Annotated in this window: 22 protein-coding genes; 7 read left to right on the top strand and 15 right to left on the bottom strand. The window is 58.8% G+C overall.

What is annotated here, in order from left to right; genetic code table 11:
• Positions 1-410: 410 nt before the first annotated feature.
• A complete protein-coding gene (gene gloA / locus ASD60_RS04030; RefSeq protein WP_056852761.1) occupies positions 411-932 on the bottom strand; it encodes a lactoylglutathione lyase in 522 nt (173 codons plus the stop codon).
• A 225-nt stretch (positions 933-1,157) separates the two neighbouring features.
• On the opposite strand from gloA, the gene ASD60_RS04025 reads away from it, so the two are divergent.
• Positions 1,158-1,601, top strand: coding sequence for a DUF4946 domain-containing protein (locus ASD60_RS04025; protein ID WP_442965977.1), 444 nt, complete (start codon positions 1,158-1,160; stop codon positions 1,599-1,601).
• Positions 1,602-1,774: 173 nt separating this feature from the next.
• Here ASD60_RS04025 and ASD60_RS04020 read toward each other — a convergent pair whose 3' ends face one another.
• Together ASD60_RS04020 and ASD60_RS04015 are read right to left on the bottom strand one after the other, a co-directional pair.
• Positions 1,775-2,140 (bottom strand): histone-like nucleoid-structuring protein, MvaT/MvaU family, encoded by a 366-nt coding sequence (locus ASD60_RS04020; protein ID WP_056852760.1) that lies wholly within the window; start codon positions 2,138-2,140, stop codon positions 1,775-1,777.
• A 233-nt stretch (positions 2,141-2,373) separates the two neighbouring features.
• Entirely contained in the window at positions 2,374-3,906 is a 1,533-nt protein-coding gene (locus ASD60_RS04015; protein WP_056852759.1) for an EAL domain-containing protein, read from the bottom strand.
• 485 nt (positions 3,907-4,391) lie between these two features.
• Here ASD60_RS04015 and hppD point away from each other — a divergent pair, with 485 nt between their 5' ends.
• Complete coding sequence (gene hppD, locus ASD60_RS04010; protein WP_056852758.1) at positions 4,392-5,468, top strand: 4-hydroxyphenylpyruvate dioxygenase; 1,077 nt, start codon at positions 4,392-4,394, stop codon at positions 5,466-5,468.
• A gap of 126 nt (positions 5,469-5,594) precedes the next feature.
• Here hppD and rarD read toward each other — a convergent pair whose 3' ends face one another.
• From rarD to ASD60_RS03995, 3 genes are all read right to left on the bottom strand, one after another.
• A complete protein-coding gene (rarD, locus tag ASD60_RS04005) occupies positions 5,595-6,476 on the bottom strand; it encodes an EamA family transporter RarD (protein WP_056852757.1) in 882 nt (293 codons plus the stop codon).
• 195 nt (positions 6,477-6,671) lie between these two features.
• Entirely contained in the window at positions 6,672-7,685 is a 1,014-nt protein-coding gene (locus ASD60_RS04000; protein ID WP_056852756.1) for an aldo/keto reductase, read from the bottom strand.
• Positions 7,686-7,881: 196 nt separating this feature from the next.
• Complete coding sequence (locus ASD60_RS03995; RefSeq protein ID WP_056852755.1) at positions 7,882-9,192, bottom strand: MFS transporter; 1,311 nt, start codon at positions 9,190-9,192, stop codon at positions 7,882-7,884.
• Positions 9,193-9,363: 171 nt separating this feature from the next.
• On the opposite strand from ASD60_RS03995, the gene ASD60_RS03990 reads away from it, so the two are divergent.
• Together ASD60_RS03990 and ASD60_RS03985 are read left to right on the top strand one after the other, a co-directional pair.
• Entirely contained in the window at positions 9,364-10,485 is a 1,122-nt protein-coding gene (locus tag ASD60_RS03990; RefSeq protein ID WP_056852754.1) for a sugar diacid recognition domain-containing protein, read from the top strand.
• Between the two features lie 241 nt (positions 10,486-10,726).
• Positions 10,727-11,869 carry a glycerate kinase gene (locus ASD60_RS03985; protein ID WP_056852753.1) on the top strand — a complete coding sequence of 381 codons (1,143 nt, stop codon included), beginning with the start codon at positions 10,727-10,729 and terminating at the stop codon, positions 11,867-11,869.
• 118 nt (positions 11,870-11,987) lie between these two features.
• On the opposite strand, the gene ASD60_RS03980 is transcribed toward ASD60_RS03985, so the two are convergent.
• Positions 11,988-12,347: a DUF6124 family protein gene (locus tag ASD60_RS03980; protein WP_056852752.1), complete on the bottom strand. Its 360-nt coding sequence runs from the start codon at positions 12,345-12,347 to the stop codon at positions 11,988-11,990.
• A 415-nt stretch (positions 12,348-12,762) separates the two neighbouring features.
• On the opposite strand from ASD60_RS03980, the gene ASD60_RS03975 reads away from it, so the two are divergent.
• From ASD60_RS03975 to ASD60_RS03965, 3 genes are all read left to right on the top strand, one after another.
• Positions 12,763-13,950 (top strand): pyridoxal phosphate-dependent aminotransferase, encoded by a 1,188-nt coding sequence (locus tag ASD60_RS03975; protein WP_056852751.1) that lies wholly within the window; start codon positions 12,763-12,765, stop codon positions 13,948-13,950.
• 288 nt (positions 13,951-14,238) lie between these two features.
• On the top strand, positions 14,239-16,440 hold the full coding sequence (locus tag ASD60_RS03970; protein WP_056852750.1) for an autotransporter outer membrane beta-barrel domain-containing protein: 2,202 nt from the start codon (positions 14,239-14,241) through the stop codon (positions 16,438-16,440).
• Positions 16,441-16,754: 314 nt separating this feature from the next.
• The gene (locus tag ASD60_RS03965) at positions 16,755-16,970 is read left to right on the top strand and encodes a hypothetical protein (protein WP_056852749.1); all 216 of its coding nucleotides are present in this window, start codon (positions 16,755-16,757) and stop codon (positions 16,968-16,970) included.
• Between the two features lie 251 nt (positions 16,971-17,221).
• Here ASD60_RS03965 and ASD60_RS03960 read toward each other — a convergent pair whose 3' ends face one another.
• From ASD60_RS03960 to ASD60_RS03925, 8 genes are all read right to left on the bottom strand, one after another.
• A complete protein-coding gene (locus ASD60_RS03960) occupies positions 17,222-18,199 on the bottom strand; it encodes a 2-hydroxyacid dehydrogenase (RefSeq protein WP_056852748.1) in 978 nt (325 codons plus the stop codon).
• Between the two features lie 20 nt (positions 18,200-18,219).
• Positions 18,220-19,512: an MFS transporter gene (locus ASD60_RS03955; RefSeq protein ID WP_056852747.1), complete on the bottom strand. Its 1,293-nt coding sequence runs from the start codon at positions 19,510-19,512 to the stop codon at positions 18,220-18,222.
• Between the two features lie 111 nt (positions 19,513-19,623).
• The gene (locus ASD60_RS03950) at positions 19,624-20,589 is read right to left on the bottom strand and encodes a sugar kinase (RefSeq protein ID WP_056852746.1); all 966 of its coding nucleotides are present in this window, start codon (positions 20,587-20,589) and stop codon (positions 19,624-19,626) included.
• Complete coding sequence (locus ASD60_RS03945) at positions 20,582-21,364, bottom strand: sugar phosphate isomerase/epimerase family protein (RefSeq protein WP_056852745.1); 783 nt, start codon at positions 21,362-21,364, stop codon at positions 20,582-20,584. Before ASD60_RS03945 ends, ASD60_RS03950 begins: the two co-directional genes overlap by 8 nt.
• A gap of 171 nt (positions 21,365-21,535) precedes the next feature.
• Complete coding sequence (locus tag ASD60_RS03940) at positions 21,536-22,561, bottom strand: LacI family DNA-binding transcriptional regulator (protein ID WP_056852744.1); 1,026 nt, start codon at positions 22,559-22,561, stop codon at positions 21,536-21,538.
• A gap of 132 nt (positions 22,562-22,693) precedes the next feature.
• Positions 22,694-23,302: a LysE family translocator gene (locus ASD60_RS03935; RefSeq protein WP_056852743.1), complete on the bottom strand. Its 609-nt coding sequence runs from the start codon at positions 23,300-23,302 to the stop codon at positions 22,694-22,696.
• Positions 23,303-23,355: 53 nt separating this feature from the next.
• Positions 23,356-24,195 carry an AraC family transcriptional regulator gene (locus ASD60_RS03930; protein ID WP_056852742.1) on the bottom strand — a complete coding sequence of 280 codons (840 nt, stop codon included), beginning with the start codon at positions 24,193-24,195 and terminating at the stop codon, positions 23,356-23,358.
• A 77-nt stretch (positions 24,196-24,272) separates the two neighbouring features.
• Positions 24,273-24,914 carry a DUF1345 domain-containing protein gene (locus ASD60_RS03925; RefSeq protein ID WP_056852741.1) on the bottom strand — a complete coding sequence of 214 codons (642 nt, stop codon included), beginning with the start codon at positions 24,912-24,914 and terminating at the stop codon, positions 24,273-24,275.
• Between the last annotated feature and the right edge of the window lie 285 nt (positions 24,915-25,199).

Below are 25,199 nucleotides of genomic sequence, written 5' to 3'. Positions count from 1 at the left end.
CGGCTGAATGATCTCGACCCAGTAAGTGATGAACGCCAGGCTCTTCATGCGGCCATCGGTCGAACGCTTACATGATCGTTCCCACGCTCTGCGTGGGAATGCAGCCCAGGACGCTCCGCGTCCCCAAAAGCGTGACGCAGAGCGTCACAGGAGGGGTTACCACGCAGAGCGTGGGAACGATCAGTGGCAGCAAACTTTTTTACAGCGGYGYCGGCTGAATGATCTCGACCCAGTAAGTGATGAACGCCAGGCTCTTCATGCGGCCATCGGTCGAACGCTTACATGATCGTTCCCACGCTCTGCGTGGGAATGCAGCCCAGGACGCTCCGCGTCCCCAAAAGCGCGACGCAGAGCGTCACAGGAGGCGTTACCACGCAGAGCGTGGGAACGATCACTGGCAGCAAACTTTTTTACAGCGGCGCCGGCTGGATGATCTCGACCCAGTACGAATCCGGGTCCTTGATGAACGCCAGGCTCTTCATGCGGCCATCGGTCAAACGTTTCTGGAAATCGCAGCCCAGTGCTTCGAAACGCTCGCACGCGGCGACGATATCCGGTACCGAGATACAGATGTGGCCGAACCCGCGCGGATCAGTGTTGCCGTTGTGATAGGCAAAGTCCGGGTCGTTTTCGGTGCCGTGGTTGTGAGTCAGTTCGAGGATGCCAGGGATCGACTTCATCCACTCGGTGCGTGCAGCGGCGTCGGCAGGAATCTGCGCCTTATCGACCAGCGCGAGGAAGTACAGGCTGAATTCGGCTTCCGGGAAATCGCGTTTTTCTACCAGCGTGAAACCCAGGATGCGGGTGTAGAAGTCCAGGGACTTGGTGATGTCCTTGACCCGCAACATGGTGTGGTTGAACACGAATTTTTGCGTGGCGGTGTCGGGTTGTGCGGTAACGCCGGGGAAGGTGTTCAGTTCTTGCAGGCTCATGGGCCCTCCGGAAATAAGTGGGGCTGACGATTGGCGACAATGATACGCAAGGGATGCGACATCACCAAACCCAAAGCGTCGGCTATTGCCTGACAGTCGGTCGAGGCTCAGACTTCACTGCTCATCCTGCGAGTGTTCATGGCAATGATTCGAATCGGCACATCGGTACTCATTTTGATTGGCATGTGGTGTGGGGTTGCCAGTGCGGATGCTGAAGCGCCGGTCATGCCCTGGCCCGCCGGTTGGCAGGTCGAAGCGATCGAGCAAGGGACGGCTGCGCCAGGCGTTTCTCGCCAGCGCGCAGTGAAAAGCGATCACGGCGGGACGCCAGTCATGGTGATGGAGTTGACCATGACACGGGTGGAAAGCGGGCACCAAGTAAACCTGGAGGGCGTGTTGCTGGAGATGCGCAAGTCGGTGCAAAAAGACTTCTTTCAAAGCGGCTATCAAAGTGTTTGCAATCGCATACATCCGACAACGTTGAGCCGTTTATCGGCATTGGAATCTACCTGCACCATCACGCAAAACGGTCGTCATGTGCTTTCTCAAACTTTGGTAGCTGCCGTTGACGGCGATAAGGCCTATGTTCTTTCCTACGCGGGGCAGGCCGAGGCTTACAAAACAAGTCAGGATGAAATAGAAGCGGTGCGCAACGGCTTGAAACTTTAGCCAAAGACTTTAGTGGCTGCAGGCTTTGCGCAAGGATGAAGTACTTTAGATGCCCAATGGGATTAAGCCTAAAGTTAGTCGGCAAGTAGCGAGTTGATCGACGCACTTCGTTGCATTTAGATGGTATTCATGAAAAAGCCCTGCATTGGCAGGGCTTTTTTTACGGCGCAAATTTAGCCGCGCAGCCAGGAGTCAACGGTGGAAGCGCCGTATTGTTCCTTCCAGGCTTTCAGGCCGCGATGGTTGCCGCCCTTGGTTTCAATCAGCTCGCCGGTGTGCGGGTTCTGATAAACCTTGACCACGCGAGCGCGGCGGGTTTTAGGTGCGGCAGCCTGTTGCAGGCCGGACTTGCCCGGGTTCGGATCGAGGATGGCGATGATGTCGCGCAGGCTCTTGCCGTAGGTTTTCATCAGCCCCTGGAGCTTTTCTTCGAATTCGATTTCCTTCTTGAGCCCGGCATCGTTCTTCAGGGACTCAAGCTGCTTGAGCTGTTCTTGAAGGGCCTTTTCGGCTGCACGGAATTCAGCGAGTCTGGACAATATCTTTACTCCAATAGTGTGTTTGGCTGATACCAACCGCAAACAAAGCTATAAGCCAAGAGCCTTGAAGCGACTCGGTGATAAATGGCGCACCTGCGAAATTACCGCAGGCATGAAAAATTGTAGTAGTTAATTGGCCAAGAGTAAATCATGTCTTTTTCTTCATGTAACAAGAGTAGTCTTTTGAATCAAATTGTGTACCCGTTGACCGTCTCATCGCATAAGGCCAAGGGTTAATGACCACTTAATGCACTAATGAATTCCGCGCCAGGCAGCGGCCGGCCGAACAGATAGCCTTGCTGAAAGTTAACGTTATGAGCGGTCAGGTAATCACTTTGCTCTTGGGTTTCTACACCTTCTGCAACCATTGCAAGATCGAGCTTGCCCGCAAGTTGAATGATGGCGTCGAGAATATGGCTGGAAGGGGTGTCAATGCCGATCATTGCGACAAAGCTTTGGTCGATTTTCAGAAAGTCGACATTGAATTCGCGCAGGTAACCCAGGCTGGAATGTCCGGTGCCAAAGTCATCAATGGCGATCATTACGCCAAGTTCGTGCAACTGTTCGAACAGTTGGTGGGCGAGGGCGGTGGGTTCGATCAGTTCGCGCTCCGTCAACTCCAGCACCAGGTGAATGGACCCGGGTGCGAAGGCTTTTAGGAACTCTCGGCAATCCTCTATCAGGTCAAGATTCTGGCAATGGCTGGCCGTGATGTTGATTCCGATATGAAAGGGTTCGGTGAAGGTGCTGGATAGCGGGCCGAGCAACGTCGCGGTTTGCCGCATCAAAGAGCGAGTCATTGGCACGATCAGTCCCGAATGTTCGGCGAAAGGAATGAACAGATCCGGGCGCACCAGCCCTTCTTGTGGATGATTCCAGCGCATCAGTACTTCGATGCCCGAGAGTTTCTTGCTGTCGCCATGCACGACCGCCTGAAAATAAGGCACGAACTCCGCGGCTTCCAGCGCCCGTTGCATTTCGTGGGTGGGTGACCTCGAGCGCTTTTGCAGTATGTGGCCGATCGCACCGGAAATGACCCCGAAAAAAATCAGCAGGCTGAACAACGGCGGGTATTCACTGGTCATGTAACGCCAGGTTTCACCTTCCGGAAAACCTGCCGCGACGCTGAAATCATAGCGTGAGGATTTAAGTGTGCTTTGGGCGACCGGGAAGTCGGGCAGGGGGCCATAGTGAAACTGGCCATCGGCACTTAGCCAGTTGTTTCCTACTTGCAGCACCAGCAACGTCTGACGACCAATCAGGCGCAGCACGTTACTCAGATGGTAACCATCCAGCGTCGACAGCGCACCGCGTTTTCCGTCCTCAAGGCGATAGATCAGCAGGGCGGTATCGGGTGTGACCGGGTTACCCTTCATCAGTATCAATTGGCCGCCGGCAAAATCGCCCGTTGAAATTATTTCGTGATAGTCGCCAAACAGGGAGCTGCAATAAATAGTGTTATCCCACGTCAGGTTGGTCGAGCGTACGAAGGGCCGGCGGGTTACTTGTTCGCGCAGGGCGAGTTTGACGTCTGCGCAACGTTGCCCGGCCAAGGGCAACAACTCGCGTGCCGCTTGAGCGGTGTTGTCGAGCATCAGTTCAAATTGTCGAATGGCCTCTTCGGCGGTTTCCTGCGCACTTTGCACAAGTGCACGTTCGGCCTGCATATAAAGGATGACCAGGCCGAGCACTACCGGAAGTAATCCACTGAACAAGGTGACTGCAACCTTGAGGCTGCGTTTGCGGCGTCTGACTTTTAATGGCATTCGCGAAACCTGTAGCGATGAAATGGAGCTCTCAAATGCTGGCAGGGCGAATCGCCTCCCAAAAAGAGTTCAGGTACGAGCCATGATAGTTCGCATGGCGCCATTATGCCGTTCGGCGGCAATAAAGTCGTTCGGCCAGTTTGAGCCAGCGCTGCCTGCGTCGGTCCAGCAACGCCAAGTCAACCTTGTTGGTGCAACAAACCGCTTGCACGCCGGTGGAAAAGGCGGATTTTATACAGAGGGCGGACAAACTCAGTTACGCTGTGTAGAATCAGGTTACGCATACAAGAATAATCGTCTTCTGGCAGCAGAAGCCTCGCCCGCACCACCCTTGGGTCGACAATGAAGATATTTGGGTTTCAATTGATCTACGGTGATTTCCTCGCCCGCAGCGTGCGGGGTATCTCCTGCGCGCCACCCACCGGTCTCAGCATTGCTAGCAACTAACAGTGGTTAATTTCTAAAAGCATGATGAGGCGCCGACCATGGCAGATTTATACGAAAACCCGATGGGCCTGATGGGCTTTGAATTCATCGAGCTCGCATCGCCGACCCCGAACACCCTGGAGCCGATCTTCGAGATCATGGGCTTCACCAAGGTTGCGACCCACCGTTCCAAAGACGTGCACCTGTATCGCCAGGGCGCGATCAACCTGATCCTCAACAATGAACCCAACAGCGTTGCTTCGTACTTCGCGGCCGAACACGGCCCGTCGGTGTGCGGCATGGCGTTCCGCGTCAAGGATTCGCAAAAAGCCTACAAGCGTGCCCTGGAACTCGGCGCCCAGCCGATCCACATTGAAACCGGTCCGATGGAGCTGAACCTGCCGGCGATCAAAGGCATCGGCGGCGCGCCGCTGTACTTGATCGACCGTTTCGGTGAAGGCAGCTCGATCTACGACATCGACTTCGTGTTCCTCGAAGGTGTCGACCGTCATCCAGTGGGTGCCGGCCTGAAGATCATCGACCACCTGACCCACAACGTGTATCGCGGTCGTATGGCCTACTGGGCGAATTTCTACGAGAAGCTGTTCAATTTCCGCGAGATCCGTTACTTCGACATCAAGGGCGAATACACCGGCCTGACGTCCAAGGCCATGACCGCGCCGGACGGCATGATCCGCATCCCGTTGAACGAAGAATCGTCCAAGGGTGCCGGGCAGATCGAAGAGTTCCTGATGCAGTTCAACGGCGAGGGCATCCAGCACGTTGCGTTCCTGTCCGATGACCTGATCAAGACCTGGGATCACCTGAAAAGCATCGGCATGCGCTTCATGACCGCGCCGCCGGATACTTACTACGAAATGCTCGAAGGCCGTCTGCCGAACCACGGCGAGCCGGTGGGCGAACTGCAAGCGCGGGGCATTCTGCTGGACGGCTCGTCCGAGTCGGGTGACAAGCGCCTGCTGTTGCAGATCTTCTCGGAAACCCTGATGGGGCCGGTGTTCTTCGAGTTCATCCAGCGCAAGGGCGATGACGGTTTCGGCGAAGGCAACTTCAAGGCGTTGTTCGAATCCATCGAACGCGACCAGGTTCGTCGTGGTGTGCTTTCCACTGACTAAACCATTGCGCCGATAAAACTGTGGGAGTGAGCCTGCTCGCGATTTCGGTTGTACATTCAACATCAATGTTGACTGACACACCGCCATCGCGAGTAGGCTCACTCCCACATTTGTTTTTTGGTGGTTTTAAGGTCTGCGCTGCCGGACCAGATGCTTGAAGCCTTCAAACACCAACACCAGTACCGCCAGCCAGATCGGGATATACGTCAGCCATTCCGTCGGCTTGATGCTTTCCCCCAGCAACAACGCCACACCCAGCAACAGCACCGGTTCGACGTAGCTCAACAAACCGAACAGGCTGAACGGCAGCAAGCGACTGGCGATGATATAAACCACCAGCGCCGAAGCACTGATCAGACCCAGCAGCGGAATCAGCCAGGTCAGCGCCGGGTGCTGATCGAACACACCGAAGCCTTGCTCGCCACCGTGCACAAACCACCAAGCGATCGGCAGCATCAAGGTCATGTCCAGCCAGAGTCCGCCCAGGTTGTCGGCCTTCAGCCATTTGCGTAGCACGAAGTACAGCGGGTAGCCGACGACCACCAGCAGCGTGGCCCAGGAAAAACCACCGACCTGATACAGCTCATTGATCACGCCAAGGCTGGCGAAAAACACCGCGACTTTTTGCAGGTACGACAGGCGTTCGCCGTAAGCGATGCGCCCGGTCAACACCATGGCCAGCGGCAACAGGAAATAGCCCAGCGACACATCGAGGCTGTAGCCGTTGAGCGGCGCCCACATGAACAACCAGAGTTGCACGCCCAGCAGTGCCGACGACAGCAGCAAGCCGGCGATCAATTTCGGTTGCGCACCGAGGCGACGCAACAGGTCGAGCACACGCCGCCATTCCCCTGACACCAGCATGAACACAGTCATGCACGGCACGGTCAGCAGCATGCGCCAGCCGAAGATTTCCACGCCGCTCAAGGGCGTGAGCAGCGATGTGTAGTAATACATGACGGCAAACAGCACCGAGGCTGAAACCGATAGAGCGATACCTTTAGACAAACTGTCCTCGCGTGATTTTGAGTGATTGAAACGGGCGCAGAGAATACGTGGTTTTTGAGGCGAATATTGACCAACCAATCAATACTTGACCTGTGGGAGCTGGCTTGCCAGCGATGGCGGTTGCACATTCAAAGCCGAGGTTGGCTGATAGACCGTTATCGCTGGCAAGCCAGCTCCCACAGGGTACATATGTTGTCAGGCAGTACGCGGTTTACGGCCCGACACAAAATGGCTGACATCATTGAACCCCGGCGTCGAGGCATGCCCTGGCGTTACCAGCGAATCGATAAACGCCTCATCGTCGGCCGTGATCTTCACCGCTTGCGCCTTAGTGTAGGCGTCCCATTGTGCTTCGGTGCGCGGGCCGACAATGGCGGAGGTGACGGCGCTGTTGTTCAGTACCCAGGCGATGGCGAACTCGACGATGCCGACGCCGCGTTCCTCGGTGTACCGGTGGATCTGCTGGGCGATGCGCAGGGACTCGACACGCCATTCGGTTTCCAGGATGCGTTTGTCCTGGCGCCCGGCGCGGCTGTTGGCGTCCGGTTGCGCATCCGGCGCGTATTTTCCACTGAGCACGCCGCGCGCCAAGGGGCTGTAAGGCACGACGCCGAGACCGTAGTTTTGCGCGGCGGTGATTTGTTCGGTTTCAGCCTGGCGGTTGACGATGTTGTACAGCGGCTGGCTGATCACCGGCCGGTCGATTCCCAGTTTGTCGGCGATGCGAATCACCTCGGCAATGCGCCAGCCGCGATAATTGGACAGGCCCCAATAGCGAATCTTGCCTTGGCGAATCAGGTCGCCGATGGCCGACACGGTCACCTCCAGCGGGGTGTTGTGGTCTTCGCGGTGCAGGTAATAAATGTCGAGATAGTCAGTACCCAGGCGCGTCAGGCTGGCGTCGATACCGTTGAAAATATGCTTGCGGCTCAAACCGCTGCGGTTCGGCAGGCCGTCTACCGGGCCGAATCCGACCTTGGTGGCCAACACCCATTCATGACGGTTACCCGCAATGGCTTCACCGACGATTTCTTCGGAGCGGCCATTGGTGTAGACGTCGGCGGTGTCGATGAAATTGATGCCCTGGTCCCAGGCCTTGTCGATGATTCGCAGGGAATCCTCGGTGCTGGTCTGTTCGCCGAACATCATGGTGCCCAGGGTCAGGGTGGACACTTGCAGGCCCGAATGACCCAGTGTGCGGTAGCTCATGAGGAAATCCTTTTGCCGGAGGGAAAGGCTCAATCAAATACCAGAACTGTGGCCGGTAGCAAACGCAAATCTCAGACACGCGCAAGCTAATTGTAGGAGCGAGCCTGCTCGCGATAGCGCAGTGCCAGTCAACAGAGATGTTGAATGTTAGAGCGCAATCGCGAGCAGGCTCGCTCCTGCAGTGGAGCTGTGGTGATCAGGCGCGCAAGGTGCGGGTCATACGCAACGCCAGCAGGCTACCGCAGACAATCACACCCGCCAGCAGGTACAGCGCCGCATCGGTGGAACCGGTGCTGTCCTTGACCCAACCCACCAGGTACGGGCTGAGGAATCCGGCCATTTGCCCCATGGAATTGATCAATGCCAAGCCACCGGCGGCAGCGCCGGCACTGAGCAGGGCAGTGGGCACCGGCCAGAACATCGGCAGGCCGGTGAGGGCGCCCATGGTGGCGATGGTCAGGCCGAGAATGGCGATGGCCGGGTTGGCGGCGAAGTTCACGGCGATCAGCAGACCGAGCGCGCCCATCAGCATCGGCACCACCAGATGCCAGCGACGTTCTTTGCGCAGGTCTGCCGAGCGACCGACCATCAACATGAACACGGCGGCCAGCAGATACGGAATCGCGCTCAACCAACCAATCACCAGGTTATCGCTGAAACCGAGGTTCTTGATGATCGACGGCAGCCAGAAGTTGATCGCGTAGACGCCGCTCTGGATGCAGAAATAGATCAGGCCGAATGCCCAGATCGCCGGGTTCTTGAATACGGCCAGCAGCGAATCCGTCGTGGTTTTCGGTTTGTTGGCCAGGTCTTCGGCGTGGTCGGCTTCAAGCACCGAACGCTCGAACGGGGTCAGCCATTTGGCATTGGCATAACTGTCGCTGAGCAGGAAATACGCCAGCGCACCAAGGACTACAGTCGGAATGCCTTGCAGCAAAAACATCCACTGCCAGCCGGCCAAGCCGCCCTGGCCTGCGGCGAAGTGGTTGAGAATCCAGCCGGAAAAAGGACTGCCGAGCAGGCCCGACACCGGGATTGCCGACATGAACAGCGCCATGATGCGGCCACGGCGGAACGTCGGGAACCACTGCGAGAGATACAGCACCACGCCCGGGAAGAATCCGGCTTCGGCGGCACCGGTGAACAGGCGCAAGGTGTAGAACTCGGTCGGCGTGGTGACGAAGAGCAGGCAGGTCGACAGCGTGCCCCAGGTGATCATCATCAACGCGATCCAGCGCCGTGGGCCGAATTTGGTTAATGCCAGGTTGCTCGGCACGCCGCACAGCACGTAGCCGATAAAGAAGATCCCGGCGCCGAGGCCGTACACGGTTTCACTGAATTTGAGTGCGTCGAGCATCTGCAACTTGGCGAAGCCCACGTTCACCCGGTCGAGGTAGTTGAACAGGTAGCAGATGAAAATGAAGGGGATCAAACGCAGGGTAATGCGTTTGTAGACGGCGTTTTTTTCGTCAACGATGGCCTGGGTTGCGGCGGCGCTCTGTGACATGGCGGCTCTCTCTTTATTATGATTTTTTGCGATGCAAAGGGTAACGTTGATCGCCCGCAGAGTCTCGACCACCCTCGGGGCTGCTGTCTTTGTGCCTGAGCACAGGGTTTGCAACCAAGGCCTGTGCGGGTGAACAACCGCCAGGCGCTCACGCTTTCAAGGATCACCGTTATGTTCGAACTCGATCACGACCTGGCTCAGGACATCGTCGACCGCGCGATGGCCATCCTGCCGTACAACGTCAACGTCATGGACAGTCAGGGGCTGATTCTCGGCAGCGGCGAACCGGAGCGGGTCAACACCCGCCACGAAGGCGCGCAACTGGTGTTGGCCAACGGCCGCGTGGTGGAGATCGACGCGCAAACCGCGATCCACCTCAAAGGTGTGCAGCCGGGCATCAATCTGCCGCTGATGCTCGACCAGCGCTTGATCGGCGTGCTGGGCATCACTGGCGAACCCGAGCAGTTGCGCACCTACGCTGAACTGGTACGCATGACCGCCGAGATGCTGGTGGGCCAGCGCAACCAGCAGGCCGAGCAGCAATGGCGGCGCCAGCGATGTGATGACCTGTTGGCCTTGTTGCTCAGCGAGGCCGGAGACTCGCCGCGATTGATCGATGAGGCACAACAACTGGGGCTCAAACCGCAGATGACGCGGGTGCCGTATTTGTTCGAATTGGGCATGGAACACGGGGCGGGGCAAACCGCCGAGGCGCTCAGTGCCTGGCTGACCAGCCGGTATCCCGATAGCTGGTGCGTCAGTTCCTCGACGTCATCGTTGCTGTGGTGCCGACCGGCCAGCCAGTCCATCGAAAACGATCGGCTGCTGGAAAAGCTCGATGGCCTGGGCTGGAACATTCTGCGCGTCGCGGTGGGCGGGCAGGCCGACGGTCTGACGGGATTGCGCCGCTGCTATCGTCGTGTCGGCGACTTGCTGGCTTACGGGCGCGGCGTGTTGCCCGCTTGCCGCTTGCTCACGCTCAACCGCTATCGATTGCCAGTGATGCTTTGGCGGCATCGCAACGACGATGCGCTGGACGAGCTGCTCAACCCCTTGCGCAAGGTCATTGCCAAGGACAGCAACGGCCAGTTGCTCGCGACATTACGCAGTTGGTGCGAACACGACGGCCAAAGCCAGGCCTGCGCCGAAGCCTTGGGCATTCACCGCAACAGCTTGCGTTATCGGATGGAAAGAATTGCCGAGCTCAGCGGGGTTGATCCGTTGAAGCTGGACGGCATGCTGGCGTTGTACCTGGGCGTGCAGTTGCTACCGCAGACTGACGCAAACTCATAAACAACACATTCCCCCTGTAGGAGCGAGCCTGCTCGCGATGGACGTCAACGATAACGCGCCCCGTCTGAATGACCGCGGTGTCTGGACGTTAATCGCCAGCAGGCTGGCTCCTACAGGGTTCCTGTGTAACCGCCGCTATTTGTGGAAATGAACAATAATCCATACAGCCGCTTGTGCAGCGGCCCGGCGTCATTGCGCCGGGCGGCTGGCAGCATGGGGGCAATGGAACTGGAGAATTCCCATGAAAATCGTGATCGCCCCTGATTCGTTCAAAGACAGCCTCAGCGCCCAAGGCGTGGCCGACGCCATTGCCCTCGGTTTGGCTGACGTTTGGCCAAATGCGCAGTTGATCAAATGCCCGATGGCCGACGGCGGTGAGGGGACGGTCGAGTCGGTGCTGGCGGCCTGCAACGGCGAGCTGCGCCGTACTCAGGTTCGCGGGCCATTGGGCGCGCCGGTTAACGCCGCATGGGGCTGGTTGCCCGAGAGCCACAGCGCAATCATCGAGATGGCCGAGGCCAGCGGTTTGCAGTTGGTGCCGCTGGCTCAGCGTGATGCCTGCATCAGCAGCACCTTCGGTACCGGCGAGTTGATTCGCGCAGCGCTGGATGCCGGGGCGCAACGGGTGATCCTGGCCATTGGCGGCAGTGCGACCAATGACGCTGGCGCCGGTGCCATGCAAGCGTTGGGTGTGAAACTGCTGGACGCTCAGGGCAAGTCGCTCGCACCGGGCGGTTTGGCGCTCGGGCAGTTGGCCCGCATTGACCTGAGCGAAGTCGACCGGCGATTGGCCAACGTGCGTTTCGACATCGCCGCCGACGTCAACAACCCACTGTGCGGCGCACACGGTGCCTCGGCGATTTTCGGTCCACAAAAAGGTGCGTCGCCCGAGCAGGTCGAGCAACTGGATCAGGCATTGGGGCACTTTGCCGATCACTGCGCCAAGGTGTTGGAAAAGGACGTGCGCGACGAGCCGGGCAGTGGTGCGGCGGGCGGTTTGGGGTTTGCCGCCAAGGCGTTCCTCGGAGCGCAGTTCAAGGCCGGGGTCGAGGTGGTCGCCGAACTGGTGGGCCTGGCTGAAGCGGTTGAAAATGCCGATCTGGTGATCACCGGCGAAGGCCGTTTCGACGCACAAACCCTGCGCGGCAAGACGCCGTTTGGTGTAGCGCGCATCGCTCGACAGCATGGCGTGCCGGTGATTGTGATTGCCGGTACGCTGGGCGAGGGCTATCAGGCCCTCTATGAACATGGCATCGATGCCGCGTTCGCCTTGACGAGTGGGCCGATGACGCTGGAGCAAGCCTGCACCCAGGCGCCGCGTTTGCTGCAAGAGCGGGCGACAGACATTGCACGGGTCTGGCAAATGGTTGCCCGCCAGCGCTGACAGAACCTGTGGCGAGGGAGCTTGCTCCCGCTGGACTGCGCAGCCGTCCAAAAAGCGACGGCTGCTACGCAACCGAGCGGGAGCAAGCTCCCTCGCCACAAAAGCTCTTTTACGGTGACTACTGCGGTGGATCAATCTGATCCAGCACCCGGTTCGCCGTGATTTCCGCCAGCATCACGCTGTTGGAAATGCCCAGCAGGGCGTTGCGATCACCACCCTCCAGATGATCGACCAGTTGATGGACCATCACATCGACCGAGGCCAGCGTTTCCACCAGATACACCATCAGGGTTTCGGTCGTGACTTCGGGGTCGACGGTGAACAATGTGCTGACCGTGCGCGGCGTGGCTTTGATGTCGGCGGTCGAGGGGAAGTGGAAGTTGAGGGCGCGTTCGGCGGCTTCGTTGAGTTTGTTTGAATCGGATTCGTACGGGGACGTCGGATCGGTATCCGGCGGGTTTGGCGAAGGCTTCTTCATGTCAGAGTTTCCTAATGGTCGCCAACCCTCCTTGCTGCTAAACGAAGAGGGTGGCAGCTGCACGCAGGTTAGCAGACCGGCAAACTCAGAAATCCGGCGCGCCCGAGGGCGCCCTGCGTACAGCTACCATCAAGTACAGGCAACGAAATACCTGTGTGACAGATGCTTGCACAACCGGAGTTTATGGCCGGGCTGCTAAACCCGATCACTGACAATCAGTGACACGAATCAAGTTACCGATGGCCCCCAGAACGCACAAGCCGGCGGATTCTGGCGTACCCGTAGGCAAAGGCGCAAGGTCTTGTGGCTTTCAGGAAGTATCCTTAAACACCTTTAAACAAAGGCTCGCAGGGTGGCGCGTTCACGGATTTGAGATAGGGTTGAGGCAAGGAAAACCGCGCGACAGGAGAACCGCATGCGCTACTCAACCTTGACCCAACGAATCGCCGGTGACGGTGCGGCGGCCTGGCAGATTCACGATCGAGCGCTTGAGTTGCGCGAGCAGGGTGTCGATGTCCTGCTGCTGTCGATTGGCGATCCGGATTTCGACACCCCACAACCCATCGTAAACGCGGCCATCGACAGCTTGCTGGCCGGCGACACCCACTACCCGGCAGTGCGCGGCAGCCACGGTTTGCGTACCAGCATTGCCCGGCGCCATCACCAGCGCAGCGGTCAAACGGTGGATGCCGACCATGTGATCGTGTTCCCCGGCGCGCAGTGCGCGGTGTATTCGGTGGTGCAATGCCTGCTCGACCCCGGCGACGAAGTGCTCGTCGCCGAACCGATGTACGTCACCTACGAAGGCGTGTTCGGTGCCTGTGGCGCGAAAGTGGTACCGGTGCCGGTGCGCTCGCAAAACGGTTTTCGTGTCGACCCGCTGGATGTCGCCGCACGCATCACGCCGAAGACCCGCGCCATCTTGCTCAACAGCCCGAACAATCCCTCCGGCGCCAGTTTGCCGCTGTCGACCTGGCAGACCTTGGCCGCGTTGTGCATTCGTCATGACCTGTGGCTGATCAGCGACGAGGTCTACAGCGACTTGCTGTACGAAGGCGAACACATCAGCCCGGCGAGTTTGCCGGGCATGGCCGAGCGCACGGCGACCATCAACAGCCTGTCAAAATCCCACGCCATGAGCGGTTGGCGCGTGGGCTGGGTAATCGGGCCAAAACCCCTGTGTGAACATTTGGTGAATCTGTCGCTGTGCATGTTGTTCGGCATTCCGGATTTCATTCAGAACGCCGCGCAACTGGCGCTGGATGAAAACCTGCCGCAAGTGGCGTCGATGCGCGAAGAATATCGCCTGCGGCGCGACCTGGTGTGCGCCAGCCTCGACCACTGCCCGGGCCTGCGCGCGGTTCGCCCCGACGGCGGTATGTTCGTGATGGTCGACGTACGCGCCACCGGTTTGTCGGCCCAGCACTTTGCCGAGCGGTTGCTGGAAGGCTATGGCGTGTCGGTGCTGGCCGGGGAGGCGTTCGGGCCGAGTGCGGCGGGGCATATCCGCATCGGCCTGGTGGTGGACCGGGCAAAACTGGCGGACGCCTGCCGACGGATTGCTCTATGTGCCACGGACTTGCTCGAAGGCTTGCGGGCCTGAAATTACAGCGCTTCCCAGTGCAAAAAAAGTGGCGCTACCTGTCAACTTTGACAGTTACGCACATTCATAAAACACGGTTTACTGCTCCCAAGCGCAGAACGGCGGGAAGCGTTTGGTAGTGCCCGGTATTCGGTCTGCGTTTCGGCCCAAGCCCCATGCAAAGCCATGGCGGCAGGTTATGAACACGGAGATCCGCTCTGAAATCTGTCGGATAAGTCCTACATACGAATGAGGGGCTGTTTTCTAGCATGCGCGGCTTTCCAACTTTTGTTCGCCAATGGTGCGTATATGTCGACGGTCAAATTGTTCAAGCTGCATCCGCTGTCCCGCGTTTTAAAACTGTTATCTGTCACCCCATTGTTGCTGATCAGTGATATCGGGTATGCAAGGGTTTTAATCCCGGGTGAGGTGTTGGACATCGATGGCACCACCGCTCCCGACAATTACGTGTTGAACGGTGGATCGACCTTGAACAGCAACGGCGGCCAGACCTTTGATATCTCCGTCAACCAATCCACGCTGAACCTCAATGGCACCCGGGTTGACGGAGCCGGTAACAATGGCGTGCATTTGAACGCCGGTACGGCGACCATCACTGGAAGCACGATCGAAAATAGTCGGACAGGTCTGGCGATCAGTCGCGACTCGGCGGGGACGCAAGGTTCCACTGCAATTGTCAGTGACAGCCACATTACCGGCGAGAGCGCGGGGGCTACCGTGAACGCGTTGAGCAGCCTGACGCTTAATCATTCGGCGCTTTCCGGTACCGGCACCCTCGCCAATGGTTTGCGTGTGTTCAGTGGTACCGTCCAGGCCAATGGCAGCACCATCACCGGCAACGTCAACGGCATCAACATCGACGTTGATCTGGGAATCGATGCCAACAGTACGCTGGTGTTAAACGATACCGACGTTGTCGGACTCAATGGTTCGGCGATCCTCGTGGGTCGCGGCACTGCGGGCACGTCGAAGGCCAACATCGCGGTGCTCAACGGTTCTACGTTATCGGCGGGCAACGGCATCTTGATGAATGTTGTCAGGGGCGCTGAAGCCAATCTGCGAGTGGGCAACAGTACGCTGGTTGGCGATATCGTCGCCGAAAGCGGCAGCACGGCCAACGTCGTGCTGGAAGATTCCGCGACCCTGACCGGTCGTTTGCAGAACGTGCAGAACCTGGGCGTCAACAGCAACGCACGCTGGGTGATGCTCGGCGACGGTTCTGTGCAAAACCTGGACATGAATGGCGGCACCATCCAGTTCGGCAATCCCGGCGAATACTTCAACTTGAATGTGCAAACGCTGTCGGGCAGCGGCGGTACGTTCGCCATGCACACTGACTTCAACACTGGGCAGGTCGACACGCTGACCGTGAGCGGCAATGCCACCGGCAACCACAGCATATCGATTGATGCCAGTGGCTCGGAACCCTTGGCCGCCGGCTCGACTCCGGTGGTGCACATCGGTGGCGGTGATGCCACGTTCACGCTGGCCGGTGGAGCGGTGGACCTGGGGGCGTTCTCCTATGACCTGGTGAAGCTGAGCAGCACCGACTGGTACCTCGATACCCTCACGCGCAGCATCAGCCCGGGCACCCAATCGGTGATCGCGCTGTTCAACGCGGCGCCGACCGCCTGGTATGGAGAGCTCAGCACTTTGCGCAGCCGCATGGGCGAAGTGCGCATGGATCACGGCAAAGCCGGTGGCTGGATTCGCGCCTATGGCAATAAATTCGACGTGGATGCCAGTTCGGGCGTCGCTTACCGGCAAGTTCAGCAGGGCCTGTCGTTCGGTGCCGATGCGCCGTTACCGCTCGGTGACGGGCAATGGCTGGTGGGTGTGTTGGGCGGTTACAGCAAGTCCGACCTGGACTTGAGCCGTGGCACCAGCGGCACCATCGACAGTTACTACCTGGGCGCCTACACCACCTGGCTCGATGAGCCGAGCGGCTACTACTTCGACGGCGTGCTCAAGTTCAACCGGTTCCAGAACGAGTCCGATGTGCACCTGAGTGATGGCAAAAAGACCAAGGGCAATTACGACAGCCATGGCGTCGGTGCCTCCCTGGAGTTCGGTCGACACATCAAACTGGCTGACGATTATTTCGTTGAACCCTTCACGCAACTGTCGGGCGTGATTATTCAGGGCAAGGATTACGACCTGGATAACGGCCTGTCCGCTGAAGGCGATCGCACCCATTCGTTGCTGGCCAAGGCCGGGGCAACCGCCGGGCGTAACTTCCAGTGGGATGACAAGACAGTGCAGCCCTACATCCGTGCTGCCTATGTACACGAGTTCGCCAACAACAACGAAGTAAAGGTCAACAACAACACCTTCAACAACGATCTGTCGGGCTCCCGAGGAGAGTTGGGCGCCGGCGTGGCCGTGTCGCTGAGCGACAAGGTGTCGATCCATGCCGATTTCGATTACAGCAATGGCAACAAAATCGACCAACCGTGGGGAGCCAATGTAGGGTTGCGCTATAGCTGGTGATCATACGTAGGTGGACAAAAGTCTCTCTCTTTAATCGGCTAGTTCCGTTCAGGTTGGCGATCACAATGCTTATCTTATGCAGACACTGAATGCAGTTGACCGATGTTTATTTGTTGTGAACGAAACGGAGCCGAAATGAAAAGATTCTATTTTTTGCCTTCTATGGAAGGCGATTCATTCAAAATTTCAATTCAAAAAACATCGAAATACCGAATAGGTTCTGTTGACCACTAGCAATTTAATTTCAACACCTAGGAGGTTATTTCACTAGCCGTTCTGCTGCTAATTTTGATTTTTTCGAAGGAGTCGAAAACATGACGGAAAAATATTTATTACCAGAGGTCCTTGAAAGAATTTACCACAACCAATTGGCTTTGGAGGCAGCATTGATGGAGCTGACACTCTGGGTCGAACAGCGTGGTTCCGATGAGGTTGGTGGAAATATTCGAGGGGCGCTTGAGGCGATTGGTGATAATGCGGGTCATATAAAACAGGGGTTGGCTCGATTGAAGAGTCTTAATAGTGGCTGAGAACATTCCGGTTAAACGACGTAGTTTCCTTAGGCAAATGGTATCGGATCGCATGGTGGATGCCAGTTCTCCGAAATGGTCGATGTACATCAGGCCGGGCTGTTTGTTCAGCACTACGTCGAGTGTCTGTCGGCGCAATCGCGCGCTCGCTTACTCCTACAGTAATCGGTGGTGAACTCGAGATCTGTGAATTCCACTGAAACTGTAGGAGCGAGTTGCTCGCAATGGCGACCTGAAGAACAGGGAATCCCTCAATCCTTCCACGCGCCGCCGTTCACCAAATTCCCCGGCCGCTCACCTACCAGCGCCGCCAGCAAATTGTCCACTGCACAGGTCGCCATTGCCTCCCGAGTCTCATGGGTGGCCGAGCCGATGTGCGGGGTAGCTACCACATTGCTCAATTGCAGCAACGGCGAGTCCTGATCAAGTGGTTCACGCTCGAACACATCCAGCCCCGCCGCGCGAATCTGCCCCGTACGCAACGCATCGATCAACGCTGCCTCATCGACAACCTTGCCCCGTGAAATGTTGATGAAGATGCTTTCCGGGCGCATCAGCGCGAACTGTTCTGCGCCAATCATCCCTTCGGTTTCAGCGGTCAATGGCAGCGTCAGGCAGATGAAATCCGCTTGCTGCAACAGTTCGCTCAGGCTTCGGTATTGCGCATTGAAGCGTTGTTCGGCCGCTGGTTTGGGCGAGTGGCTGTGGTAGATCACCGGCATGCCGAAGCCGAAGTGTCCGCGCTGGGCCAGGGCTTCGCCGATGCGGCCCATGCCGATGATGCCGAGGGTTTTACCGTGCACGTCGCTGCCGAAATGCGCCGGGCCGATGTTGCGTTTCCATTGCCCTGAACGAACCATGTTGGCCAGCTCCACCACGCGCCGGGCGGTGGCCAGGATCAGCGCGAAACCGGTGTCGGCGGTGGTTTCGGTAAGCACGTCCGGCGTATTGCTGAGCAGGATGCGCCGCTCGGTCAGGTAGTCGATGTCGTAGTTGTCGACGCCCACCGAGACGCTGGCGATGGCTTGCAGATTGGGGGCCAGATCCAGCAGCTCGGCATCCAGTTTCAGGCTGGCGCCGAGCAAACCGTGGGCACGGGGCAGGGCGTCGCGCAGATTGGCCAGGCCTTCGGCGTCCAGGCTTTCGATCAGCGTCACGTCGGTGTGCGCCTGCAGGCGAGCCATCAGCTGGGGCGAGAGTTTCTTGTACAGAACGACCTGCTTTTTCATCTTCATGTTCTCAATTGAATTCAGGATTGAGCGCTGAGGGGGCGCGTTACTGCGGGCCGCTCCCGGTCGCTGGCACCGGGTTTGAGCAAAATGGTCAGCACCACCGAGAACATCAGCGCGCCGCTCATCAGCAAGTACGAGGCGCCGGGCGAACCGGTGGCGCTGTTCAGGTAACCGACCAGATAAGATCCGCCAAACGAACCCAGCGCGCCCATGCTGTTGATCAACGCCATGGCGCCGCCGGCGACGTTGGCCGGGAGGATTTCCGGGATGATCGCGAAGAAAGGACCGTACGGCGCGTACATGCAGGCCCCGGCAATCACCAGCAGGGTGTACGACCACCAGAAATGTTCGGCACCCAGCGCGTAGGAACCGTAGAAAGCAATCGAGGCGATCAGCAGCGGTGGCCAGACGAAGCGTTTGCGTTTTTGCAGTTTGTCCGACCCCCAGGACACCAGCAGCATGCCGATCACCGCCGCCAGATAGGGCAACGCTGACAGCCAGCCGGCCTCGACCATGTCCATTTGCGCACCGGCCTTGAGGATCGACGGCAGCCACAAGACGAACCCGTAGACACCGATGCTCCAGCAGAAAAACTGCAGCGCCAGGAGGATCACTTTCGGCGAGCGAAACGCTTCGGCATAGTTTTTCACGGCCTTGATGCCGACTTGTTCGGCCGCCAGTGCGCTTTCCAGATCGTGCTTTTCCTGATCATTGAGCCACTTGGCCTGGGACGGACGATCATCGGCCAGACGCCACCAGATGAAGGCCCAGAGTACCGCCGGCAAGCCTTCGATGATGAACATCCAGCGCCAGCTGTAATGCTGCACCAGATAACCGGAGACCACTGACATCCACAGCATGGTCACCGGGTTGCCGAGGATCAGGAAGGTATTGGCCCGCGAGCGTTCGGCGCGGGTGAACCAGTGGCACAGGTAGATCAGCATCGCCGGCATCACCGCGGCTTCGACCACGCCGAGCATGAAGCGGATGACGATCAGCCAGTAAGCGTTGGAGACAATGCCGGTCAACGTCGCAAGGCTGCCCCAGAGGATCAGGCTGACGAAAATCAGTTTCTTCACGCTGTGTTTCTGCGCGTAGATCGCCCCCGGCACCTGGAAGAAGAAGTAGCCAAGGAAGAACAGCGCGCCGAGCATCGACGACAGGCCCGGCGTGATCATCAAGTCGGCGGCCATCCCGGAGGCGGCGGCGAAACCGTAGTTGGCGCGGTCCAGATACGCCAGGCTGTAGGTGATGAACACGATGGGCATGATGTACCACCAGCGGCGGGTGGCGAGCGTTGCGGTTTTCATGGGTGGTGCTCCTGAGCTTGTTGTTTTTGTCGCAGCAGGTAACGGTGATCGTTCCCACGCTCGGCGTGGGAATGCCTCAAGGGACGCTCCGCGTCCCCGTGACGCAGAGCGTCAGAGGCTGCGTTCCCACGCAGGAGCGTGGGAACGAGCAATATCCATCTCGGCTCTGGTGGGTAACCCTTCCATATCCCCCCGACTCTGCACCGCGCGGCTGCCAATCCAGTTGGCCCGTAGCACGGCGTCGGCAAAGCTGTGGTTTTCCAGGAGCGCGCTGATCATGCCGACGGCGAATCCGTCGCCGGCACCGACCGTGTCGACCACGGTTTGCACCGGCATACCGGCAACGAAGCCTTGATCAAGATGCGTGCGGTAATAGGCGCCATGCGGCCCCAGTTTGATCGCGACGGCTTCGACCCCCTGATCAAGGTAGAAGGCGGCGATGTCGGCCGGGTCTTCGAAACCTGTGAGCAGGCGACCTTCGCTCAGTCCCGGCAGCACCCAATGGGCGAGGGCGGCGAGGCGGTTGATCTCGGTGATCATCTGCTGCTCGCTGGCCCACAGGCTCGGGCGCAGATTGGGGTCGAACGACACGCTGCGCCCGGCTTCGCGCATGCGGGTCATCAGCTCCAACGACATCTGCCGCGCCGTTTCCGACAGCGCCGGAGGAATGCCGGTGGCGTGCAGATGCCGTGCCTTGAGCAAGTCGGGAACGATCGAATGCGGCGACAGGTGACTGGCCGCCGAGCCACGGCGAAAGTACTCGACCACAGGATCACTGCCATCGTCGGTGCGCGACTTGAGCTGGAAACCGGTGGGGTGCGCGGGGTCGATGTCGACGTGACGGCAATCCAGGCCTTCTTTCTCCAGCGTGTCGATCACGAAGCGGCCCAGTGAATCGGCGCCGACCCGGCTCAGCCATGCCACGTTGAAACCCAGGCGCGACAGGCCGATGGCGACATTGCTGTCCGCCCCGGCAATGCGTTTATGGAAAGCGCTGACGCTGGCCAGGTCGCCGGTTTGCTCGGCGACGAACATCGCCATGGTTTCGCCGAACGAGAGGATATCGATCTCAGACATGGGCGTTCTCCAGCGACGATTGGCCGAGGTGGGCGAGGGCGCTGACGTGTTCGGAGGTCAGTTGCACCAGGTCCTCGCCTTGCAGCGGGTATTCGACAGCGCGCATGACGCCGTGGGCCATGTGCCGCAGCAACTGTTCCCACTGTTGCAGGTCGCTGGCGGCGGGCGGGATGGCGACCAGTTTGCCGTCGGTGCGGCGCATGACGGCTTTGCAATGCACATAACCGACGTGACGGCCGAGCAACCGGGCCGCGTTGGCGGCGGACTGGTCCTGCCACTGCCAGTTGCCGATATCGAAGGTCATTTTGATCGGCAGTTTGTGTTGCTCGACTTCATTGAAGAAACGCTGGAACGGTTCGATGCAGCCACCGTGCAAGGTCTGGTCGTTTTCCACCAGCAATTGCACCGGGTGTTCGCCGAGTGTCCGGGCAAGGCTGTGCAAATCGCTGTTGTCGGTGAAATAACCCAGCGACACTTTCAGCCATTTGGCGCCAAACGCCTGGGCGCGTTGCAACGCGGTGATCAGTTGCGGATTGGGCTTGGATTGGCCGGCCAGCCACAATTCCATGGGCGAGGAATAGACGCTTTCCAGGCCCTCGGCCCGAGTCGCGTCGGCCAGGTGTGCGGGGTTCTCAAAGGTCAGCAGCTCTTCACGCCATTCGATGCGCGTGGCCCCGGCGGCGGCCAGTACGGCGATGAAACTGCCTTGGCCGCGCTGGCGCACCAGATCGGCGCCGTAGCTGGAAAGGCTGATGGATACGGCGGGTTTGTTCATTGTTTTTCTACCTCTGAAACCGGTTTCATTTTTGTTCAAAAAAATAGTGGGTGACCTTCAGGGCCTCATCGCTGGCAAGCCAGCTCCCACAGGGGACATGTGTCGAACACAAATTTGATATCCAGCACAAATCCTGTGGGAGCTGGCTTGCCAGCGATGAGGCCATCACAGTCAACCCAAATTCCCAAGGGTCGACCCCCGCACAATCAACCGCGCCGAAAAATCCAGGGTCCGCACCGCCCCGTCATCCCCACGCAAGCGCTTGTGCAAACACTCAAACGCGCTGGCGCCAATCTCGGTGGTCGGCTGCGCGAGGGCCGTAATCCCGCTACCCACCAACGGGTACCAATCCAGATCATCCAGCGCAATCAGGCCGACGTCGTTAAACAGATCACACTGCAACTCGCGCAGCGCATGGGTACTGGCCAACGCCGCAATACCGTTCGCGCAAAACAGCGCTTTCGGGCCGGGGCCGGTTGTGCCGAGGAAGGTTTTGAGCTGTTCGGTCAGTTCGCTGCCGGTTTCGATAATGCTGCCTTGAAGGGCCGGGCGCAGGGCGATTTGCGCCTTGAAACTGCTGACCCGCTCAATCCGCGAACTGGTGCCGTCAAACGGTTCAGTCACCATCAACACATCGCGGTAGCCGCGTTCTTCAAGGTGTGTGAGGGCCATTTCGACGGCCGCCGAGTTATCCAGGCCGACGATGTCGCTGTCCAGGTTTTCGACTTTGCGATCCACCAGCACCATGGGCATTTCCCGGTGCAGTTCATGCAGTTCGTCGCGGTGATGGCCGAGGGTGTTCACGATCAGACCTTCGATGTTGTACGAGCGCAGCAGGGCCAGGTGCTGGCGTTCCTGCTCGTCGTCGCGGTCGGTGTTGCACACCACCAGGCTGTAGCCGTGCTTTCGGCAGGCGGTTTCTACCCCATGCATCACGGCGATTGAATAAGGGTTGCGAATATCGGCCACCAGCATGCCGATAAGACGGGTGCGCCCACGTTTGAGGCCGCGGGCCATCTGGTTCGGCCGATAGCCCAGTTCGGCAATCGACTGTTCGATGCGCCGGGCAATGGCGTCGGAAAGCAGGGCGCGGTCTTCGCCGATGAACCGCGAAACGCTGGCCTTGGAGACCTTGGCGTGTTCGGCCACGTCGAGCATGGTCACGCGGCTGCGCTGGGCGGCGGAGAAATCGTTCACGGTCTGAAACCTTCTTATTGGATTTATAAGGCTGAGCGCATAGCGCTGAAACCGGTTTCAGAAGACACCAAAAATCAATCTGTCGTCAAGTGTTCGATGAATCACAGTCCGACAAAAGCCGACCGATGGCGCTCAGCTCAGCAGGCTCAACCAAGCTGAACCCAGCAACAACAGGCCCATGCAGCGGTTGAAACGTTGCAGGGTGCGAGGGGCGCGCAACCAGCGCGCAGCGCCGGCGCCGAGCAATGCCCAAGCGCCGAGACACGGCAGCGATATCAAAAAAAACGCCAGCGACAGCGTCAGCACATGCGCCAAGCGGTTTTCACCGGTGCCGGCAAACACACTGACCACCGCCAGGGCCATCATCCAGGTTTTCGGGTTGATCCATTGCAGGCTCGCCGCGCCCAGCAGGCCCAGGCGCTTTTCGGCATTCTCGCAGGCAATTGACACGGCAGGGGCGCGGAAGATTTGCCAGGCCAGATAACTCAGCCACGCCACGCCGGCCCATTGCATGAGCGTTTGCAACAGCGGCCATTGGCTCAGCGTAGTCCCGGCGCCCGTGCCCACCAGCAACACCAGCAGCGCGGCGCTGGCACAGGCGCCAAGAATGATCGGAACAGCGGCGGACAAGCCGAATCGGGCGCTGTTGCTCAGCACCAGAATGTTGGTCGGGCCCGGGGTGATCGAAGCCACGAAGGCAAACAGCAAAAACGGCAGAAACGTCGGAAAAGAGGACAGCATCGCAGGCTAGCTCCGGTGAAGATCAGTGAACGTGATCTTCACCAACCAGGCGTTTATCTGTCTGGAAGATTTGAGCAGCGCTTGCGGTACAGCGCCGGCGTCAGACCGTAGGCGCGCACGAACCAGCGGCCCAGGTGACTCTGGTCGGCAAAACCCAACGTCATTGCCACCGTGGCCGGTTGTGCGCCTCGGGCGAGCATTCGACGCGCTGTGGCCAGGCGCAATTGCACCAGATATGCGTGGGGCGCGATGCCGTAGGCAGCCTTGAAGGCGCGGGTCAGGCGAAAGCGGTCGACCCCGGTGGCGGCGGCCAGTTGGTCGAGGCCGATGTCCGTTTGTGCGTTGGCGTGCAGGTATTCCCGAGCCTTTTGCGCAACCAGGGGCAAGCGCGGATCTTCGCCATAGCGAGTGCGCCAATGCAGGTGGCAGGTCAGGCGTTCGAGCAAGCCATCGAGAGCGGTCTGGCGGACGATCTTCAGTTCACCACCATGCAGTGTCTCAAAGGCAAGGCTGGTGGCGTGGGCCAGGCGCGAATCATTGGCCAGGGTGGTGGCGAAACTCAACTCGCTGTTGTCCGGGGCATCGTTGAACACGGCACCGAGTTCGCGCTGCAACCACTGCGGGTCGAGGTACAACATGCGATAGGTAAAACCGTCGGCGGTCGGCGCATCGCCGTCGTGAATATCGCCTGGTTCCAGCAAAAACACCTTGCCCGGCGTGCTCTGATGCCTGGCACGCCGACAATTGAACTGCTGCACCCCTTGTTCGGTAACGCCCACCAGATAACTGTCATGCCAGTGCGGATCATAGGCATGCCCCTCGAAATGCGCGCGCAGGGTCTCGATGCCGGTGTCGGCGTCCTGGGCCAGATCGAGCCAGTTGTGAGAAGTCATGCGGCACCTGAGGGGCGGAAATCACAGCTCATTTAACGTCTTTGAGGGAGACCATGACTAGAACGTTTGTGCAGGCATCAATTGAATAGCCCTGCCGCAATATTGATAGAGAACCCGAGAATCGATGTATTGAACAGAAAACCGATCAACGACTGCGCCAGTACGATCTTGCGCAGATCCCGGGTCGCCACGCCAACATCCGATGTCTGCACCGCCACGCCGATGGTGAACGAGAAGTACAGAAAGTCCCAGTAGTTGGGCGTTGTCAGCCCTTCGGCAAAGCGCAGTGCTGGCTCCTTGCCTTCCCAGGTGTAAAACAGCCGCGCGTAATGCACGCTGAAAATCACCCCGATCAATAGCCATGAACCGACCACTGTCAGTGCGGTGAAGCCGTAATGCAGAAGTTTGCGAGTGGTTTCCAGGTCCCTGCTGCCGGCCAGTTCGACGGCAATGGTCGCCAGGCTGGCAATCGCCGCAATGCACACCACGAACAGCACCAGCCCGGCATTTTCGTCTTCGATGTCGGCAATGCGCTTGACGTCAGCCGCCTTGGAGCGCGCGGCAAGCCAGAACATCAGAATCAGGTAAGTCCAGACCCCGACGTTCCAGCCAATGAGGATTTTGCTGATGATTGAATCGGCCGGAACAAGGACCCCGGCCGCGACACCAAAGGTGGCGGCGGCGGACAGGCGTGGGTGCGTGTGGGTGAGGAAGGGCATGGAGGCTCAATGAGTCAAGGCATTGCAGACACCTTAGCCCAGCGCAGTCTGTTATGACCACAATCCGAAGACGATGAGATCCCTGTGGGAGCGGGCTTGCCCGCGATAGCGGAGTTACAGTCAACATAGATGTTGAGTGTGATGGCTTCATCGCGGGCAAGCTGAACTGGCCTAATAATTCCGGTCACCTCTTAAGGGCGATATGATTTCGCCAACTTGGAGGTTCCATGAACGAAAGAAAGGTCTACACCCGCGAGTTCAAACTGCAAAAGTTGCTGATCGACA

The sequence above is a fragment of the Pseudomonas sp. Root562 genome, from assembly GCF_001427125.1.
GTDB lineage: Bacteria > Pseudomonadota > Gammaproteobacteria > Pseudomonadales > Pseudomonadaceae > Aquipseudomonas.
This window is presented reverse-complemented; position numbering and strand designations above follow the sequence as displayed.

What these genes read in the sequence shown, in the direction of transcription:
- ASD60_RS03930 (WP_056852742.1), bottom strand. Translation starts at nt 24,195, where the DNA reads ATGACTTCTCACAACTGGCTCGATCTGGCCCAGGACGCCGACACCGGC.
- ASD60_RS03985 (WP_056852753.1), top strand. Translation starts at nt 10,727, where the DNA reads ATGAAAATCGTGATCGCCCCTGATTCGTTCAAAGACAGCCTCAGCGCC.
- hppD (WP_056852758.1), top strand. Translation starts at nt 4,392, where the DNA reads ATGGCAGATTTATACGAAAACCCGATGGGCCTGATGGGCTTTGAATTC.
- ASD60_RS03960 (WP_056852748.1), bottom strand. Translation starts at nt 18,199, where the DNA reads ATGAAAAAGCAGGTCGTTCTGTACAAGAAACTCTCGCCCCAGCTGATG.
- ASD60_RS03990 (WP_056852754.1), top strand. Translation starts at nt 9,364, where the DNA reads ATGTTCGAACTCGATCACGACCTGGCTCAGGACATCGTCGACCGCGCG.
- ASD60_RS03995 (WP_056852755.1), bottom strand. Translation starts at nt 9,192, where the DNA reads ATGTCACAGAGCGCCGCCGCAACCCAGGCCATCGTTGACGAAAAAAAC.
- ASD60_RS03980 (WP_056852752.1), bottom strand. Translation starts at nt 12,347, where the DNA reads ATGAAGAAGCCTTCGCCAAACCCGCCGGATACCGATCCGACGTCCCCG.
- ASD60_RS03955 (WP_056852747.1), bottom strand. Translation starts at nt 19,512, where the DNA reads ATGAAAACCGCAACGCTCGCCACCCGCCGCTGGTGGTACATCATGCCC.
- ASD60_RS04000 (WP_056852756.1), bottom strand. Translation starts at nt 7,685, where the DNA reads ATGAGCTACCGCACACTGGGTCATTCGGGCCTGCAAGTGTCCACCCTG.
- ASD60_RS03935 (WP_056852743.1), bottom strand. Translation starts at nt 23,302, where the DNA reads ATGCTGTCCTCTTTTCCGACGTTTCTGCCGTTTTTGCTGTTTGCCTTC.
- ASD60_RS03970 (WP_056852750.1), top strand. Translation starts at nt 14,239, where the DNA reads ATGTCGACGGTCAAATTGTTCAAGCTGCATCCGCTGTCCCGCGTTTTA.
- ASD60_RS03945 (WP_056852745.1), bottom strand. Translation starts at nt 21,364, where the DNA reads ATGAACAAACCCGCCGTATCCATCAGCCTTTCCAGCTACGGCGCCGAT.
- ASD60_RS04015 (WP_056852759.1), bottom strand. Translation starts at nt 3,906, where the DNA reads ATGCCATTAAAAGTCAGACGCCGCAAACGCAGCCTCAAGGTTGCAGTC.
- ASD60_RS03965 (WP_056852749.1), top strand. Translation starts at nt 16,755, where the DNA reads ATGACGGAAAAATATTTATTACCAGAGGTCCTTGAAAGAATTTACCAC.
- ASD60_RS03975 (WP_056852751.1), top strand. Translation starts at nt 12,763, where the DNA reads ATGCGCTACTCAACCTTGACCCAACGAATCGCCGGTGACGGTGCGGCG.
- gloA (WP_056852761.1), bottom strand. Translation starts at nt 932, where the DNA reads ATGAGCCTGCAAGAACTGAACACCTTCCCCGGCGTTACCGCACAACCC.
- ASD60_RS03950 (WP_056852746.1), bottom strand. Translation starts at nt 20,589, where the DNA reads ATGTCTGAGATCGATATCCTCTCGTTCGGCGAAACCATGGCGATGTTC.
- ASD60_RS04025 (WP_442965977.1), top strand. Translation starts at nt 1,158, where the DNA reads ATGCCCTGGCCCGCCGGTTGGCAGGTCGAAGCGATCGAGCAAGGGACG.
- ASD60_RS03925 (WP_056852741.1), bottom strand. Translation starts at nt 24,914, where the DNA reads ATGCCCTTCCTCACCCACACGCACCCACGCCTGTCCGCCGCCGCCACC.